Origin of the sequence: Jiangella mangrovi (assembly GCF_014204975.1) — a bacterium.
GTDB classification, from domain to species: Bacteria; Actinomycetota; Actinomycetes; order Jiangellales; family Jiangellaceae; genus Jiangella; species Jiangella mangrovi.
The window spans coordinates 2,335,752-2,352,316 of the sequence record NZ_JACHMM010000001.1; the positions used below are offsets into that span (position 1 = coordinate 2,335,752).

Annotated in this window: 12 protein-coding genes; 4 read left to right on the forward strand and 8 right to left on the reverse strand. The window is 72.6% G+C overall.

The window, feature by feature from the left end; genetic code table 11:
• The first annotated feature begins 125 nt into the window (after positions 1–125).
• The 3 genes from HD601_RS10920 (at position 126) to HD601_RS10930 (ending at position 8,991) form a co-directional block, all read left to right on the forward strand.
• Entirely contained in the window at positions 126–884 is a 759-nt protein-coding gene (locus HD601_RS10920; protein ID WP_184821789.1) for a hypothetical protein, read from the forward strand.
• Complete coding sequence (locus tag HD601_RS10925) at positions 881–8,158, forward strand: HtaA domain-containing protein (protein ID WP_184821791.1); 7,278 nt, start codon at positions 881–883, stop codon at positions 8,156–8,158. Before HD601_RS10920 ends, HD601_RS10925 begins: the two co-directional genes overlap by 4 nt.
• A gap of 182 nt (positions 8,159–8,340) precedes the next feature.
• The gene (locus HD601_RS10930) at positions 8,341–8,991 is read left to right on the forward strand and encodes a LysE family translocator (RefSeq protein WP_184821792.1); all 651 of its coding nucleotides are present in this window, start codon (positions 8,341–8,343) and stop codon (positions 8,989–8,991) included.
• Positions 8,992–9,371: 380 nt separating this feature from the next.
• Here HD601_RS10930 and HD601_RS10935 read toward each other — a convergent pair whose 3' ends face one another.
• From HD601_RS10935 to HD601_RS10950, 4 genes are read right to left on the reverse strand one after another with little or no spacing between them, the layout of a single operon-like run.
• Positions 9,372–9,713 carry a YciI family protein gene (locus tag HD601_RS10935; protein ID WP_184821793.1) on the reverse strand — a complete coding sequence of 114 codons (342 nt, stop codon included), beginning with the start codon at positions 9,711–9,713 and terminating at the stop codon, positions 9,372–9,374.
• Positions 9,710–10,282, reverse strand: a complete 573-nt coding sequence (locus tag HD601_RS10940) for a dihydrofolate reductase family protein (protein ID WP_184821794.1) — start codon at positions 10,280–10,282, stop codon at positions 9,710–9,712. The genes HD601_RS10935 and HD601_RS10940 overlap by 4 nt, the downstream gene beginning before the upstream one ends.
• 36 nt (positions 10,283–10,318) lie before the next feature.
• Positions 10,319–11,269, reverse strand: a complete 951-nt coding sequence (locus tag HD601_RS10945; protein WP_184821795.1) for a phosphotransferase family protein — start codon at positions 11,267–11,269, stop codon at positions 10,319–10,321.
• A gap of 2 nt (positions 11,270–11,271) precedes the next feature.
• Positions 11,272–11,580 (reverse strand): DUF2470 domain-containing protein, encoded by a 309-nt coding sequence (locus HD601_RS10950; protein WP_221440821.1) that lies wholly within the window; start codon positions 11,578–11,580, stop codon positions 11,272–11,274.
• 17 nt (positions 11,581–11,597) lie between these two features.
• Here HD601_RS10950 and HD601_RS10955 point away from each other — a divergent pair, with 17 nt between their 5' ends.
• Positions 11,598–13,130, forward strand: a complete 1,533-nt coding sequence (locus tag HD601_RS10955) for a DUF7059 domain-containing protein (RefSeq protein WP_221440822.1) — start codon at positions 11,598–11,600, stop codon at positions 13,128–13,130.
• Here HD601_RS10955 and HD601_RS10960 read toward each other — a convergent pair.
• From HD601_RS10960 to HD601_RS10975, 4 genes are all read right to left on the reverse strand, one after another.
• Positions 13,088–13,900 carry a HoxN/HupN/NixA family nickel/cobalt transporter gene (locus tag HD601_RS10960; RefSeq protein ID WP_221440823.1) on the reverse strand — a complete coding sequence of 271 codons (813 nt, stop codon included), beginning with the start codon at positions 13,898–13,900 and terminating at the stop codon, positions 13,088–13,090. The genes HD601_RS10955 and HD601_RS10960 overlap by 43 nt on opposite strands.
• Before the next feature lie 8 nt (positions 13,901–13,908).
• Positions 13,909–14,655: a hypothetical protein gene (locus HD601_RS10965; RefSeq protein WP_184821798.1), complete on the reverse strand. Its 747-nt coding sequence runs from the start codon at positions 14,653–14,655 to the stop codon at positions 13,909–13,911.
• Between the two features lie 122 nt (positions 14,656–14,777).
• Positions 14,778–16,055, reverse strand: coding sequence for an ATP-binding protein (locus HD601_RS10970; RefSeq protein ID WP_184821799.1), 1,278 nt, complete (start codon positions 16,053–16,055; stop codon positions 14,778–14,780).
• A gap of 103 nt (positions 16,056–16,158) precedes the next feature.
• The gene (locus tag HD601_RS10975; RefSeq protein ID WP_184821801.1) at positions 16,159–16,563 is read right to left on the reverse strand and encodes a VOC family protein; all 405 of its coding nucleotides are present in this window, start codon (positions 16,561–16,563) and stop codon (positions 16,159–16,161) included.
• Positions 16,564–16,565 lie beyond the last annotated feature (2 nt).

The following is a 16,565-nucleotide window of genomic DNA, read 5'->3' on the forward strand; positions in this document are numbered from 1 at the left end:
CGGCACTGCGGATGAGACAAGTATTGCATCTTAGGTTTGCCTACCCCAATGTAGGTATGCCTTACCTATACCGGTATCGTGCCTCATTGATCCGCAGAACCCGACATCAGGTTGAAGGGTGGGACATGTCGAACGTTTCCCGACGGCGCTCGCCACGCCGTCGACTCGTCACGGCCGTAGGGGTGGTGATCCTGGCGACCGGGGGCTTTGCCGGTACCGCGGCGGCCGCGTCAGGCACCGGGCCGGAGGGCCAGACGGTCACCGTCTCGAAGGTCGACGGGCTGACCCCCGGCGGTGAGACCGTCACCGTCCACGGCGAGGGCTTCGACCTCACCAAGGGCATCTACGTGGTCGTCTGCGTCAACACCGGCGCCGGCCAGCAGCCCACGCCGTGCCTCGGTGGCGCGGACATGGAGGGCGGCGGCGGAGCGTCGGCCTGGATCTCCTCGAACCCGCCGTCCTACGGCGAGGGCCTGGCCCAGCCGTTCGAGGAGGAGGGCGGCCGGGGCTCGTTCTCGGTGCAGCTGAACGTCGTCGCGAGCGACGAGTTCACCGACTGCCTCGATCCCTCCCAGGCGCCCAACGGCTGCGTCATCGGCACCCGCGCCGACCACACGCGTACCGCCGACCGCAGCGCCGACGTGCTGCTCCCGATCACCTTCGCCGGCGCCGGCGGCGCCGAGAACGGCGACGACGGTGGTGACGCCGGCGGCCGGCCGAGCCCGTCGCCGTCGTCGACCACGGGTGCGGCCGGTGGCGGGTCGGACCTCGCCCAGACCGGCGCCCCGATCGTCCCGGCCGCGCTGGCCGGACTGGCCCTGCTCGGCGGCGGAGTCGTGGCCGTCGCCGTCCGTCGTCGTACCGAGGAGACGATCCGACCGTGAGGACCACAACGTTCAGGCGGACCGTCGCGACGGTGCTCGCCGCCGCGCTCGGGACCGGCACGCTGGTCGCCGGCGCCGCGCCCGCCGCCCTCGCGGCCGCCGCCGCCGAGGTCGCCGCCGCCGCACGCGATGCCGTCGACGGCACTCTCGACTGGGGCGTGAAGGCGTCGTTCCGGAACTACATCACCGGGCCGATCGCGCACGGCACGATCGACGTCGGCGACCCCGCGACCCGCAACTCCGACGGCACCTTCCGGTTCGCCGACGCGACCGGCACCGCCGACCCCGACGCCGGCACCGCCGACCTGGCCTTCGCCGGTGAGGTCCGCTTCGCCGGCCACGACATGGGCGCCGGCCCGCTGCTGCAGCTCACCCTCACCGACCCGCGCGTGCAGGTGACGTCGGCGACCGACGGCGTGCTGGTGGCCGACGTGGTGAGCAAGTCGCTGGACTCCGGCGAGCTGGTCACCTACGACGACGTCGAGCTGGCCGACCTGGACCTGACCGGCCACCCGCTGACGTTCGACGGCGACACGGTGTCGGCGGCGGGGGTTCCCGCGACGCTGACCGCCGACGGCGTGCCGGCGTTCGCGAACTTCTACACCGCCGGCACGGCGCTGGACCCGCTGAGCTTCACCGCGACGCTCGAGGCCGCTGACCCGGAGCCGGTGTGGGAACCCGCCATCGAGGTGTTCGCGGCCGACGGCGTCACCCCCGTCGCCGAGGCGGAGCTGACCTACGGCGACACCGTCGTCGTGAAGGGCTCCGGCTTCGACCCGGCCGGCAACGTCGCCCCCGCGGGCAACCGTCCGCCGATCCCGGCCGGCGTCCCCGCGGGCACCTACATCGTGTTCGGCACGTTCGCCGACCAGTGGCGCCCGTCGCAGGGCGCGCCGTCGTCGGCCCGAGTCGTCGGCACGCAGAAGTGGGCGCTGGCCCAGGCCGCCCTGGACCAGGTGCCGGCCCAGTACCAGAGCGCCATCAGGGCCCAGTGGGCCGACGTGGCGCCGGACGGGACGTTCACCGCCGAGCTGACGCTGGCCAAGCCGGTCGACCGCACCACCGGCGAGCCGATCGAGTGGCCGGCGACCGGCGAGCTGGGCGTCTACACCTACGCCGCCGGCGGCACCACGAACGCCGACCAGGAGCTGGCGGCGCCGCTCACCGTGACCGAGCCGGACCCGGACCCGGAGCCGGTCGACGTCACCGACGCCACCTTCGAGTGGGGCATCAACCTGGTCTCGCAGTACGGGTCGCCGGCCGGCGGCTGCAGCTTCTTCGTCGCCGGGATCGCCGACGGCACCGAGGCGAGCTACAAGACGCAGGACGGCGCCGTCCACCTGCTCAAGCGGCTGGACGACGGCCGCGCGACCGCGGTGACGGCGGAGAACCGCTGCTACCCGCTGGTCGACGACAAGATCAACCAGCGCGCGCTGTTCACCGAGGGCGCGGGCGAGCTGGACGCGACCGGCGCCGGCAGCATCGCCTGGACCGGCGCGTTCACCATCTACTCCTACGGCGGCATGGTGCCGTGGTACGTCAAGGACCCGGTGCTGACGCTGGACGGCGAGGGCAACGGCGCCATCGCGGCGGAGGTCGGCGGGTTCGCGTCGTCGATGGAGGACCCGACCGTCAAGGAGCCGCTGGACCCCGAGCCGGGCGTCACCATCCTCGAGCTCTCCGGCGTCACGATCGACGACGGCGTCGTCTCCGGCACGCCGGTCTACCAGGGTGTGGACTACTTCCCGCTCAACGACCCCACGGACCCGGAGTCGGGCCGGCGCGAGACGTCGGCGATCCCGGACGACGCGAAGGCGGCCAACCCGAACTGGGGCTCGTGGCCGACGCCGATCGTCGACTTCCAGTACCGCACGGGGCTGTCGTCGTACTGGCACACCAGCGGCCTCAGCGCCGACCCGAACAAGCCGCCGCTGCCCGTCCTGATCGAGCTGGACGGCGGGGTGCCCGAGTTCGTCGACGTCGCGCCGATCAGCATCGTCCAGCAGCCGCAGTGGGCGCTCGTCGTCACCGGTGAGGACGCCACGTTCAGCGTCACCGCCGAGAGCGAGGCGGCGCTGACCTACCAGTGGCAGCGGCGCGCCCCGGGCACGGCGGACTGGGTGGACATCGAGGGCGCCACCGGTACCACGCTGACGCTGCCCGGCATGACCGCGGCCGACACCGGCACCTACGTCCGCGTGGTGGTCGGCAACGGCACCATCGCGGCGACCTCGGACGCGGCCGGCGTGCAGGCCCAGGACGCGCAGGCGCCGAACCTGTGGTCGTCGCCCGAGGACGTCACCACGTTCGCCGGCTACAAGGCCCAGTTCAACGCCGACATCGCCGGCTGGCCGAGGCCCACCTACCAGTGGCAGACCAGCGACGACGGCGGCGACACCTGGACCGACGACGGCGAGGCGGGGCAGTCGCCGTCGCTCGAGCTCACCGGCGTCACGGCCGGCCAGGACGGGCTGCTGGTCCGCGTGGTCGGCAGCAACGGCCGCGGGCCGGACGTCGTCACCGAGCCGGCCGAGCTGACCGTGCTGCCGGCGCCGGCCGAGCCGACGCTGCGATTCCCCTCCGGCACCGAGCTGGACCCGGCCGACGAGTTCCTGGTGGTCCAGGCGTTGGGCGGCGGTTACCCGGTGCCTACCGGCGACACCATCATGGCCGTCGTCGAGGCCGACGTGTGGGCCGCCCGCGACGACACGTTCGATGCCGAGACCGAAGCGGTCGCGTGGTCGAACCTGCAGTCGGTCAACTTCACCGACGGGTTCGTCGACGCCGGGCTGTACGTCGGCCCGGGGCTGATCGACCCGGCGAAGGACTACGTGTTCGTCACGTACAGCACCACGCCGGGCGACCACACCCACGACGCCGAGGTGGCGATCCCGTTCGCCGAGGGCGAGCCGACGTGGGAGCCGTCGATCGAGGTCTTCGCGGCCGACGGCGTCACCCCGGCCGCCGAGGCGGAGCTGGCCTACGGCGACACCGTCGTCGTGAAGGGCTCCGGTTTCGACCCGGCCGGCAACGTCGCGCCGGAGGGCAACCGTCCGCCGATCCCGGCCGGCGTCCCCGCGGGCACGTACGTCGTGCTCGGCACGTTCGCCGACCAGTGGCGACCGTCGGAGGGCGCGCCGTCGTCGGCCCGGGTCACCTCCACGCAGAAGTGGGCGCTGGCCGAGGCCGCGCTGGACCAGGTGCCGGCGCAGTTCCAGGGCGCCATCCGCGCGCAGTGGGTGGAGGTCGCGGCGGACGGCACGTTCACGGCCGAGCTGACGCTGGCGAAGCCGGCGGACCGCACGACGGGTGAGCCGGTGGAGTGGCCGGCCGACGGGACGCTGGGTGTCTACACCTACGCCGCGGGCGGCACGACCAACGCCGACCAGGAGCTGTCGGTCCCGCTGACCGTCACCGAGGACGAGGAGCCGGCCGGGCCGTCGCTCACGTTGTCGGCCTCGGCCGGGCTGGACAACGCCGGCACCAACGTCGTCGACGCGACCGGCGCCGGTTTCGACCCGCAGACCGCGATCGAGGTCGTGCAGGCGGTCCGCGTGGAGGGCGCGGACCCGACGACCTGGCCGAAGGCGATCGGCGCGGCCCGTGTCATGACCACCCCCGCCGGGGAGTTCCTGGTCCCGGCGTCGCTGAACCAGGTGACCTCGCGGTTCGTGCCCACCGGCAGTGGTGACGTCTACGACTGCAAGGTCGTGGAGTGCGTCGTGCTGGCCTACGACTTCGGCGACCAGGCCGACCGGACCCAGGACGTGTGGGTGCCGATCGCGTTCGACGACGCCGAGCGGCCCGCGCCGTCGGCGACGCTGGACACCACCGAGTTCCCGGCCGAGGGCGGCGCCACCACGGTGACCGGCGGCGGGTTCATCGCCGGCGACCACCTGCTGGTCGTGCAGACCAGCGCGCTGGGCACGGCCGCCGACCCGCGCGAGCTGCCGCGCAACCCCGCCGGCACCAGCCAGCTGGTCCCCGGTGAGGGCGACGGTGCGTTCGCGTTGCGCCTCACCGACGTGACGCCCACCTTCACGACGGCCGACGGCGTGACCGTCGACTGCCGCGAGGTGGAGTGCGCCGTGGCGGTCTTCCCGAGCCGCCGCGCCGACCTGGGCCAGAGCGTGTTCGTCCCGATCACGTTCGCCGAGGACGAGCCGCCGGCCGGCGACAGCTACCTCGACTGGGGCGTCAAGGCGTCGTTCCGCAGCTACATCACCGGCCCGATCGCGCACGGCTCCATCGAGGTGCGCGAGCCGGCGACGCAGAACGACGACGGCACGTACCGGTTCAACGACGGCACGGGGACCGGCTCCGCGTCGGAGGCGGCGCTGTCGTTCGGCGGCGAGGTCTACTTCTCGGGCCACGACATGGGCGCCGGCCCGCTGCTCGAGCTGACCATCACCGACCCGCGGGTCACCGTGTCGTCGGCTACGGCGGGCGTGCTGGTCGCCGACGTGGTCAGCAAGTCGCTGTCGTCGGGCGAACTGGTCACCTACGACGACGTGGAGTTCGCCGAGCTCGACTTCGCCGAGCACCCGGTGACCGTGACCGACGGGGTGGCCTCGGCGACCGGCGTCCCGGCCGCGCTGACGGCCGCCGGCGCCGAGGCGTTCGCCGGCTTCTACGCCGCCGGCACCGAGCTGGACGCCGTGACGTTCACCGTCGCCCTCGAGGACGAGCCGCCGGCGCCGACGCCGACCGTCACTGTCTCGGAGGTGGCCGACCTCGACCCGTACGCCGACCAGATCACCGTCGCCGGGTCCGGCTTCACGGCCGCCGACCTGGCCGGCGGGCTGCGGGTGGGCATCGGCGAGCCGACCGGCGACGGCAGCGTGCCGGCGCTGGACCCGGTGGAGACCGTGACCTTCGAGCCGGCCGGCCTGCTCGGGTTCGCCCGGGCAGCGCTGCTCGGCGAGTTCGAGGTCACGCTCACCACCCAGGCGGTGGCGCCGGGCACGACGCTGGCGGTCCACACGTCGCCGGTCGACCCGGAGGCGGACCCGGCGTTCACGACGCAGACGCCGATCAGGTTCGCTGACGTGCGGACCCCGCAGCTCACCGTCACCCCGTCGGAGGAGCTGGCGGTCGGTACCGAGGTGATCATCGAGGGCACCGGCTTCGCGCCGAACCGCCGCATCTCGCTGGCGTTCACCGGGGGCGTCGAGCAGGACCCCGAGTACGGCTGGCCGACCGGCTGGCTGCAGCACGAGGTCGTGCAAGCCGGCGCCGACGGCACGCTGTCGCGGACGCTGGTCGTGGCGGGCACCGTCACCGGCAGCGACGTGGACTGCGTGACGACCGCCTGCTTCGTGGCGAGCTTCAGCTCGGCGCAGGAGGCCGACGCGACGCCGGTGGACTACCGCGCCGACCGGAGCCAGGACGTGCTGGTCCCGGTGACGTTCGCCGACGTGACCGACCCCGAGCCGGAGCCGCCGGCTGTCGCCGTCGCTCCCGACCCGGCCGTGCAGGGCGAGCCCGTGACCTTCACCGGCATCGGGCTCGTGCCCGGCACGACGGTGGCGGCAGTGGTCGACCGCGACGAGGCGCCGGTGGGTGCCGGCACGCTCGACTGGGGCGTCAAGGCGTCGTTCCGGAACTACATCACCGGTCCGATCGCGCACGGCTCCATAGAGGTGCGCGACCCGGCGAGCGAGAACGCCGACGGCACGTACCGCTTCGCCGACGGCACGGGCGATGCGACCGCGCTGTCGTTCGGCGGCGAGGTCTACTTCTCCGGTCACGACATGGGCGCCGGCCCGCTGCTCGAGCTGACCATCACCGACCCGCGGGTTCAGGTGGCCTCGGCGACCGACGGCGTGCTGGTGGCCGACGTGGTCAGCAAGTCGCTGGCCAGCGGCGAGCTGGTGACCTACGACGACGTCGAGCTGGCGGCGCTGGACTTCACCGGCCACCCGGTGACCGAGACGGACGGCGTCGTCGCGGCGGCGGACGTGCCGGCGACGCTGACGGAGGACGGCGTGGCGGCGTTCGCGGACTTCTACGCCGCGGGCACCGAGCTGGACCCCGTCACGTTCTCGGTGCCGGTCGACGAGACCGCGGCAGCCCGCCTGGCGCGCGCGGCGGTCGAGGCCGGCACCGGCACCGTCGGCGACGACGGCACGGTCGAGATCGGCTGGACCGTTCCGGCCGAGTTCGCGGTCGGCGGGCACACCGTCGACCTGGTGGTCGCGGAGGAGTCGCTGGCGCGTGCGACGTTCACCGTGGAGGCGGCCGACGAGGAACCCGAGCCCGAACCGGACCCGGAGCCGTCGGTCACCGTCGACCCCGGGTCGGTGGCGCAGGGCGAGACGGTGACGTTCGCCGGCACCGACTTCGGCGCCGAGGAGAGTGTCGAGGCGACGATCGTCGTCGACGCCGCGACCGAGGAGCTCACCTTCGACAACGACCACGGCCAGGCCGTCACGGTGCGGTCGGCGGACGGTACTCCGCTGGTGCAGCGCGACGGCAGGCTGCTGGTCGTCGACGGTGGGGAGCTGGACGTGACGCTCACCGGGCTCGAGCCGACGAGCGAGGAGAACACGCCGGACGCGCCGGCCGGGTTCTACCTGCTGACGGCCGTCGACAACGGCCCCGGCGAGGTGGCGACGCCGGCCATCGGCGGCGCCGACACTACTGGCGAGACCGGCACGTCGCGGTGGATCACCAACTTCCCATACCCGGGGAGCGAGGACGTCGTGGTGCCCATCGAGGACGGCGTGGCCGAGACGCCGATCGCGCTGGTGGCGGCCGACGAGTACGCCGACTGCGACGCCGGCTGCGTGCTGTACCTGCGCACCGACCACCGCTCGGCGGCGAACCGCGCGTTCGACCTGCGGGTGCCGCTGGAGTTCGTGAGCGCCGCCGAGCTGGCCGAGGCGGCGCAGGCCGACCCGGTGACCGTCACCGGCACGACGTCGGCCGACGGTTCCGTCGAGCTGGAGTGGACCGTGCCGGCCGACTCGCCGGTCGGCCCGGCGACGGTCACGCTGCGAGGAGCGGAGTCCGAGCGGTCCGCATCGGCGGAGTTCACGGTGGCGGCCGCCTCGACGGGCGACGACGGCTCGGAGTCGGGCGACGACGACGGCGTCGACGAGAGCGGCGCGGACGACGGCGGGGACGACGTCGGGTCGGACAACGGGACCGAGGACGGCGACGGGCCGCTGCCCGACACCGGCACGGACCCGCTGTTCGTCCTGGGAGTCGGCGTGCTGCTGCTGGCCGGCGGCATCGCGGTTGCGCTGTACGACCGGCGGCGCCGAGCCTGATCGCCGCAGGGGCACCGGGCCGTTCCGCAGCGGACGGCCCGGTGCCCGTCGCTGTCTGATGCAGTGCATCGTGCCCTCCGATCGGCTCAAAGTTGATCTTGGAATCAGGTTGGCATACTCTTCGTCCAAGATCAACTTCGGCGATCCGGAATCGCCGTCACCGACGACGGGTTGGAGGGAACATGGTGAGTACAGGGGCGCTGCTCGGAATCACGGCTGTCGCGCTGGGCCTCGTGCTCACGCCCGGGCCGAACATGATCTACCTGGTGTCGCGGTCCGTGATGCAGGGGCGGCGAGCCGGGCTGATCTCGCTGACCGGTGTCGCGGCCGGGTTCTTCGTCTACCTGCTCGCCGCCGCGGCAGGCATCGCGGCCGTCTTCTCGCTGGTCCCGGCGCTGTACACGGCGCTGAAGATCGCCGGCGCGGCCTATCTGCTCTGGCTGGCGTGGAAGGCGATCCGACCCGGTGGTGAGTCGGTGTTCACGCCGAAGCCGCTGCCCGCCGACCCGCCACGCCGGCTGTTCGCCATGGGCCTGGTGACGAACCTGCTGAACCCGAAGATCGCGATCCTCTATGTGTCGCTGCTGCCGCACTTCGTCGACCCGTCGCGCGGCAGCGTGGCGGCGCAGAGCGTGGTGCTCGGGCTGACCCAGATCGTGGTCGCGCTGACGGTGAACGCGCTGATCGTGCTCACCGCCGGGTCGCTGTCGTCGTTCCTCGGCTCGCGGCCGGTGTGGTTGCGGGTGCAGCGCTGGGTCATGGGCTCGGTGTTGGCGGCCCTGGCCGTGCGGATGCTCGCCGACCGGTCCAAGCCGATCGCCGCCGCGACCTGACGCCTTCCCGCGAGCCTGGCGCGGTTCCGGCGTCGCGGGCTGTGGTGTTCTCGCCGCGCCTGGGGGCCTCTGATTGCCCGGCCGCCCCGACTGGCATCACGGGGCCATGCGTGCGGGCTGCCGTGGCGGTCAGTGCCGCAGGGCAGGCCGAGGGTGGCGGCGCATCGCCCCGCGCCGCGACGCCATTTCGCCACCGCGGGCGGCGCCTCACTCGCGCGGAGGGGACGTCACCCGCCTGGAGGCCTGATGGTGCTTCGAACAGCCCGCCATGCGGTACTGCGGCGAGTGAGGTGCGGCAGGCGCGAGTGAGGATGGGGCGGCGCCGCCTTCGGCCCGATCCCCGTCGCAAGCACTCGGCTCGCCATGATCGGCCAGGCAGGTCAGCTGGCGGGGTCGTACTGGAACGCGCGCACCTCCTGCGCGCACCGGCAGGCGACGGCGATCTTCGCGGCCCATTCCAGTGCCGCCTCGCGCGACGGCACCTCCAGGACCGTGTAGCCGCCCTCGATCTGCCTGGTCTGCGGGTACGTGCCCTCGGTCACCGTGCCGTCGCCGTCGACCATGACGGGCGGGATGCTCTCGTCGATTCCGCCGCCGAACACCCAGACGCCTGCGTCCTTCGCCTGCTGCACCACCGCGTGCGAGGCATCGACGACCGCCTGGAAGTCCTCGGCGGGGAAGTCCATGGCGCCACTCGGGAAGGAGATCAGGTACTTCGTCATCGTGTCGACTCCTGGCGGACTCGGTAGTGGACGTACACGACGCCGTTGCCGAACCGGTGCTCGCGCACCAGCTCCAGGTCGAGCCGGAGGTCGTCGGGCAGGAAGCGGGTGCCGCCGCCGACGACCACCGGCGCGATGTACTGCCCCACCTCGTCGACCAGTCCGGCCCGCAGCGCCGACGCGGCGAGCGCCGGCCCGTCGACGGTGAGGTCGTGACCCGCGCTCGCCTTGAGCTCGCGGACGGCGTCGGGGTCGAACGTGCGCTCCAGCCGGGTCCGTTCGCTGCTCACGGACTCGAGCGTCGTCGAGTACACGACCTTGTCGGCCGCCTGCCACTGGCGCGCCCACTCGACGACGAACTCGGGCTGGTCGGGGAGGGTGTGGGCGGTCTCCCAGTAGACCATCGTCTCGTACATTCGCCGGCCGTAGAGGTACGTGCCGACTCCCCGGGACGCCTCGCCGACGAACCTGTGCAGCTCCTCGTCCGGGGCGTTCCAGCCGAAGTTCCCGTCGGCGTCGGCGGTGTAGCCGTCCAGCGACGTGATCATCTCGTAGATCAGGGTTCCCATGCCCGCGACGCTAGTGAAAGTGCTCCTGAATTGCAATCAGTTGAGACGGCGGAAGAGGCCGGCGAACGCACGGGCCGCCTCGGCCCGGCAGTACCCCGCGAACGTCGGCAGCCCGGGCGGCGCCGGCTGCGCCCCGCGCCAGGCCTGCGACCCGGCGAACGCCAGCAGCAGATCGGTCACCAGGTCGCCGTCGCCACCGACGGGCAGCTCCGCCGTCAGCGCGTCGAACGCCGGGGTGTGGACCCAGGTCAGCGCCAGCATGAACGCGTCGCCCCAGGACGGCCCGGCGCAGGCCATGCCCCAGTCGACGATCACCGCCGAGCCATCGTGCCGGATCAGCAGGTTGTCCTCGCGCACGTCCCAGTGGCACAGCGTCTCGGTGGTCAGCCGTCCCGGCACCGTCGCCACCCGCCGGTACAGATCGCGGATCCGCCCGGCCGTCCACGGCGGCAGGATCCCGTCCGGCGCGCCGGCCAGCTCGGCCCAGCGGCCGCGCCAGATCTCGGCCATCGCCGGCAGCGACCGCAGCGACCGCACCCCCTGCCCGCCCATCGGCGACGGCGTCAGCTCACGCGCCTGCCGCTCGACCAGGTCGCGGACGGCGAGTGCGTCGGCGCCGCCGGGATCGGCGAGGTCCGGCGGACGGCCGTCGACGTCGTCGAGCAGCAGCGCGACCCAGTCGCCGTCGTCGTAGGCGTCGAGCAGCGCCGGGCGGTACGGCACCGGCGGCAACGCCCGCAGCGACGTCAGCACCTCGACCTCGCGGCGGAACAGTGCTGGCGTCCCGTCGGACAACGACGCACCGGCAGCCTTGACGAACGCCGTCGTGCCCGCGGCCGTCACCAGCCGGGTGGCGCAACCGGGGGACATGCCGCCGGACTGCTCCGCCGTCGCCACGACCGCCGAGCCGAGCACCGCCTCGACCCAGGCGCGCACCGTCGCCGGGACCTCCGCATAGCCGATGCGGACACCGGCCGCGCGGGCCAAGGTCAGCCCTCGGCGCGGGGCTCGATGCCGAGCGCGGTGGCGGCCTCGGTGTAGAGGCGGACGAACTCGACACGGATCTCGGGGCGCTCGGTGAGCGGCCGGGCGAACGGCACGCGCACGGTGCGCTCGGCGCCGTCGACGGTGACCGCGAAGTCGACGCCGACCCCGTCGAGGTGCACGACCCGGGCCGCCGTCGCCTCCGGCGTGTCGCCGAGGGCCTGGACGATGACCAGCGAGTCCGCGGTGTGATCGTCGTTCATGTGGCGGCTGACCGCGGCGATGACGTCGGGTCCGAACGGGTTCTGGCTCACCGCGACAGAATATCGGCGTGACGACACGACTTCCCGGCCTGTCCACGGACGACATCGCCCGGCTTCGCGACGCGCTCGCGGCGGCCGGCTACACCGTCGACGGGGTCCGTGACCTGCTCGGTGCGCGGGCGTCGGCGGCGCTGGACCGCAACGAGACCACGCCCGGCCGGCTGGCCGTCGCGGGGCGCGACGACGCGTTGTCGCTGCTGACCCGGCTGTGGTCGTTGCAGGAGCCGGTCGAGTGGCCCGCGCTCGAGCGGGCGTTGCCGGTCGAGGCGCTCGTCGCCGGTGGACTCCTGATCGCCGACTACGACGACGACACCGTCAGCGCGGTCGTCGACGTCCGGCCGTACGCCGACGACGCCGGCGACTGGTGGGTGGTCGCCGACCTCACCCCGGGCATGGACGGCCACCGGGCGCCCATCGCGGCCGACCACGTGCTCGGGCTCAACGCGGCCTCCAGCACGCTCGCCCAGCTGACCGCTCGCCGTCCGGCCGCCCGCGCGCTCGACCTCGGCACCGGCTGCGGCGTCCAGTCGCTGCACCTGGCCCGCCACTGCGACCACATCGTCGCGACGGACGTGAACCCGCGAGCACTCGCGCTCGCCTCGCTGACCGCTCGGCTCAACGGGCTGGCCGACACCATCGAGCTGCGCGCGGGCAGCCTGTTCGCCCCGGTCGCCGGCGAGACGTTCGACCTCATCGCGACGAACCCGCCGTTCGTGGTCTCGCCCGGCGGCAGCCACGTCTACCGCGACGGCGGCCTGCCCGGCGACGAGATCTCCCGCCGGGTCGTGGTCGACGGCGCTGCGCACCTGGCCGAGGGCGGGCTGCTGCAGTCGCTGGCGAACTGGATGCACGTGCGCGGGCAGGACTGGCAGGACCGCCTCGGCTCGTGGGTCGCAGCGACGGGGTGCGACGCCTGGGTGATCCAGCGCGAGGTCGAGGACCCGGCCGAGTACGTCGAGCTGTGGCTGCGCGACTCCGGCGAAGCCGGCGGGCCCCGGTACGCGCAGCGCTACGCAGCATGGCTGCGCTGGTTCGACGAGAACGCCGTCGAGGGCATCGGGTTCGGCTGGATCGCGCTGCGCCGCTCCGGCGCGGCCGACCCGGTGGTGCGCATCGAGGACTGGCCGCACGCCGTCGAGCAACCCCTGGGCGACCACGTCGCGGCCTGGTTCGACCGGGCGGCGGCGCTGCGGATCGACGACGACGCGCTGCTCGGCGCGCGGCTCACCATGGCCGCCGACCTGGTGCAGGAGCAGGTCGGCCGGCCGGGCGAGGAGGGTCCCGAGCACCTGGTGCTGCGGCAGCGACGAGGCCTGCTGCGTGCCGTCACCGCCGGTACTGCCGAGGCCGGCCTCGTCGGCGCCTGCGACGGGACACTGCCGGTCGGGGCCATCGTCGACGCGCTGGCGACGGTGCTCGAGACCGACGCCGCCGCGCTGCGGGCCGACCTGGTGCCGCGGGTCCGGGCCCTCGTCCAGGACGGCTTCCTGGAGCTCGCTCAGGAGGCGGCGGCGACCGAGGAGATGCCGACGAACAGGTAGATCAGGCCGCCGAGCGTCACGCCCACCGCGGCGACGAGCGGGACCCAGCGGGTGATCCACGCCAGCCCGGACGAGCGCCGCGTCGACTCCGCGAGCATGGTGCTGCCCTTGATGACGAGCAGGCCGACCCCGGTGAGCGTTCCCGCCAGGCCGATGGCGAAGCAGACGACCAGGATGAGCGCGTACGCCGTCCGGCCGGTGAGGATGCCGCTGATCAGGATGAGGAACGCCGACGGCGACGGCAGCAGCCCGCCGGACAACCCGAGCGCGACCAGACCCCGGCGCGACCAGGGCGCCACGCCGGGCGGCGGCTCGTGCCCGTGGCCGTGCCCATGTCCGTGGCCGTGGCCGTGGCCGTGGCCGTGCCCGTGTCCGTGCCCCGCCGTCGCACCGGCGAGCTCGCGCACCGACCGCCGGCTTGCGACGTACCGGCGCAGCAGTCCGACGCCGACCGCGACGACCACCACCGCGGCGATGACCTGCAGCCACGAGGTCAGCTGCTCGGTGTCGGCGCCGCCGGACCTGGTCAGCCCGACCCAGCCGAGCGCGAGCACCAGCACCGAGAACGTGTGCATGCCGGCGACGATGGCGCCCAGCAGGAACGCGTCGCGGTACCGGCCGTGCGAGCCGATCAGGTAAGCGGCGGCGATGGTCTTGCCGTGCCCCGGTGCGACGGCGTGTGCGGCGCCCACCACGAGCGCGACGACCAGTCCGGTCCACCAGACGCCGGGGTTGTCGAACAGCTCGATCAGCCGCTGCTCGATGCCCATCAGGCCATTCAACGGACGGCCTCTTCCGGTCGGGCCGGCTCGGCCGGCGAGCCCGGCTCGGCCTGGGCCGGCCTGGCCCGGCGGCTGCTGCGCCGCCACCAGAGGACGCCGCCGGCGAGCGCGGCGAGGATCAGCGCGCCGGCCGCGACGAGCGCGATCTGCGCGGTCCCACCGCCGGCTCCGTGGTCGAAGCTCCACTGCTGGGTCGCGGTGGTGGTCGTGAACAGCCCTTGCGCCGGCTCCGACGGGACGTCGGAGGTGACGACCGTGCGGTAGGCCTCGTTGATGTCGGTGAGCGTCGTGACCGTGAGGTCGACCGTGGTGACCGGCTGCGGGCAGGTGTAGACCAGCTGCGCGCCGAGTGTCAGCAGGTCCTGCAGCTGCGTGACCTGCCCCTGGCACGGCTGCCCGTCCTGCTCGATGACGAAGTGCGACAGGAAGTAGCTGGGCAGGTTGTCCGACTGGGACAGGATCTCCGCGCCGGTGAGCTGCTCGCCGCCCCCGCCGTTCTGGTCCGTCTGGCCGGTGAAGGCGCCGAGGAACTCGCCGAGGTTGACCCAGTCGTCCTCGGCCGCGGTCCACGTGACCGTCACCTCGGCGCCGTCGACGTCCAGGCGCGCCGAGAGCGGCGGCCCGAACGGATGCGCCTCGGCGGTCGGTGCGGCCATGACGGCGACGCCTGCGGCCGGGATGACGGCGGCGATCGCGGCTGCGACCAGCCTGCGCAGGCCGCGGCTCCGGTGGACGATCGGCACCGGCCCTCCTTCGACGTGACGGGACTCCGCACAGCCAACATCGGCTGGGCGCGCAGCATCCGCCGCCCGGCCGTCGTCCGCGTGAATCCGAGATGAACTTCCCGTTCGTCCCGGTGTGTCCGTCAGCTGGTGCCGGAGTCCAGGCGTCGATGACTCCAGAGCGCCGAGAGCGGTACGGCGACGATGTCGTCACCGAGGGAGATGGCGTTCTCGCCGAGATGGAGAACGATTCCACCGCGCATGCGGTCGCCCAGCTTGTCACGCAACCAGCGCAGGTGACGAGCGTCGGCGGACTTGGGCGTGGCCGAGGCCTTGACCTCGATGGCTACCACGCGTCCGTCCCACGACTCAAGAACGAAGTCGATCTCACGGCCGTCGCGATCGCGGAAGTAATGAAGATCGAAGGCTGTCGATGCCGCGCCACGCAGCCGGATCAGCTCCGTGGCCGCGAACGTCTCCGTCAGGCCACCCAGTGCGGGATGGCCGGGGCGCTGGAGGCCATCAGCGTTCACTCGAACGACGTGTGCCGCCAGGCCCGGGTCGGACACATAGGTCTTCGGCGTTCGAGCGGCCTTGGTCGTCAGGTTGGTCGACCACGCCGGTAGATCCACGGTCAGGTAGACGATGCCGAGGTACCCCAGGTAGGTCCGCGCAGTCTCGGTGGAGATCTCCAGGGACCGTGCGACGTCGGCGACCACCGTGATCGAACCGGCCCGAGCAGCGACGAGCTCGAGAAGCCGCGGGACTCTCGTTGCATGCTGCAGTCGAGCGAAACTACGCACGTCGCGAGTCACCACACTGCGCAGGTAGCTGTCGAACCACTGCCGCCGCGCGCGTGCCTCTCTCAGCTCGACGGCTTCGGGGTAGCCACCTGAGCAGATCAGGGCCAGGTAGTCCGATCGGGTCCAGGGAGAAGTGGGAGCCCGCAGCAGAGAACGCGGGTCTTCGAAGGCGAGGTCGCAGAAGTCCGGCGGTGCACCAGTACGTTCGGACACGGTGAACGGCCAGGTTTCGACGAACCCGACGCGCCCGGCGAGTGACTCGGACAACGACGGCACGGTGAGGAAGTTGGACGAGCCCGAGAGGACGAACTGGCCCTTCTCGCGAGAGCGGTCGACGGCGGCTTTCACCGCCAGCACCAGGTCGTTTCCGCCGCGCTGCACCTCGTCGATTCGAAGCGGTCGGTCACCGGTGGAGACGAACGTGGTGGGATCGTCGGTGGCTGCTGTCAGCCATTGAGGGTCGTCGAGGGATCGGTAGGTGCCGCCATGCTCCTTCGTATGCATGTGGAGCAGCGTCGATTTCCCGGCCTGCCGCGGACCGTTCACCACGACGGCTCGGAAGCTGCGCAGCTGTTCGTCGAGACGCGGCCGGGCGAGTCTCGGGATGAGTCCGGTCATCGCCACTCGTTTCGTCGAACGTACTACCGTTGATTCGTCGAGAGTTTAGCAGTGTTTTCGTCGAGCCGTTGTCCACGGATCCGTCGGATTGGCCCGGTCGGTGTCAGGACTGCGTCGAGGTGGTGATCTCGGCGTCGCTGCGCAGGACACAGAACTCGTTGCCCTCCGGGTCGGCGAGGGTGACCCAGCCGGTGCCGGGGCCGTAGATGCCGCGATGGTCGGCGACCTCGGTGGCGCCGACGCCGCGCAGCCGCTCGACCTCGTCGTCGCGGGTGCGGTCGGTGGGGCGAAGGTCGAAGTGGATCCGGTTCTTCCCCGCCTTCGCCTCGGGCACCTCGATGAACAGCACCTGGTGGCTGCCGTCCTCGGCCTGGATCATGCACTCCTCGTGGCCGGGCTCGTTGGGGTCGTCGGCGATGTCGACGTAGCCGAGGACCTGCTTCCACCACTCGGACAGCTCGTAGGCGTGGGCGCAGTCGACCGTCGTGTGCGAGATGCGGGACGTCATGG

Excerpts from the sequence above, each read along its gene's own strand:
- HD601_RS10920 (WP_184821789.1), top strand. The coding sequence starts at position 126 with ATGTCGAACGTTTCCCGACGGCGCTCGCCACGCCGTCGACTCGTCACG.
- HD601_RS10930 (WP_184821792.1), top strand. The coding sequence starts at position 8,341 with ATGGTGAGTACAGGGGCGCTGCTCGGAATCACGGCTGTCGCGCTGGGC.
- HD601_RS10935 (WP_184821793.1), bottom strand. The coding sequence starts at position 9,713 with ATGACGAAGTACCTGATCTCCTTCCCGAGTGGCGCCATGGACTTCCCC.
- HD601_RS10940 (WP_184821794.1), bottom strand. The coding sequence starts at position 10,282 with ATGGGAACCCTGATCTACGAGATGATCACGTCGCTGGACGGCTACACC.
- HD601_RS10960 (WP_221440823.1), bottom strand. The coding sequence starts at position 13,900 with ATGGGCATCGAGCAGCGGCTGATCGAGCTGTTCGACAACCCCGGCGTC.
- HD601_RS10970 (WP_184821799.1), bottom strand. The coding sequence starts at position 16,055 with ATGACCGGACTCATCCCGAGACTCGCCCGGCCGCGTCTCGACGAACAG.
- HD601_RS10975 (WP_184821801.1), bottom strand. The coding sequence starts at position 16,563 with ATGACGTCCCGCATCTCGCACACGACGGTCGACTGCGCCCACGCCTAC.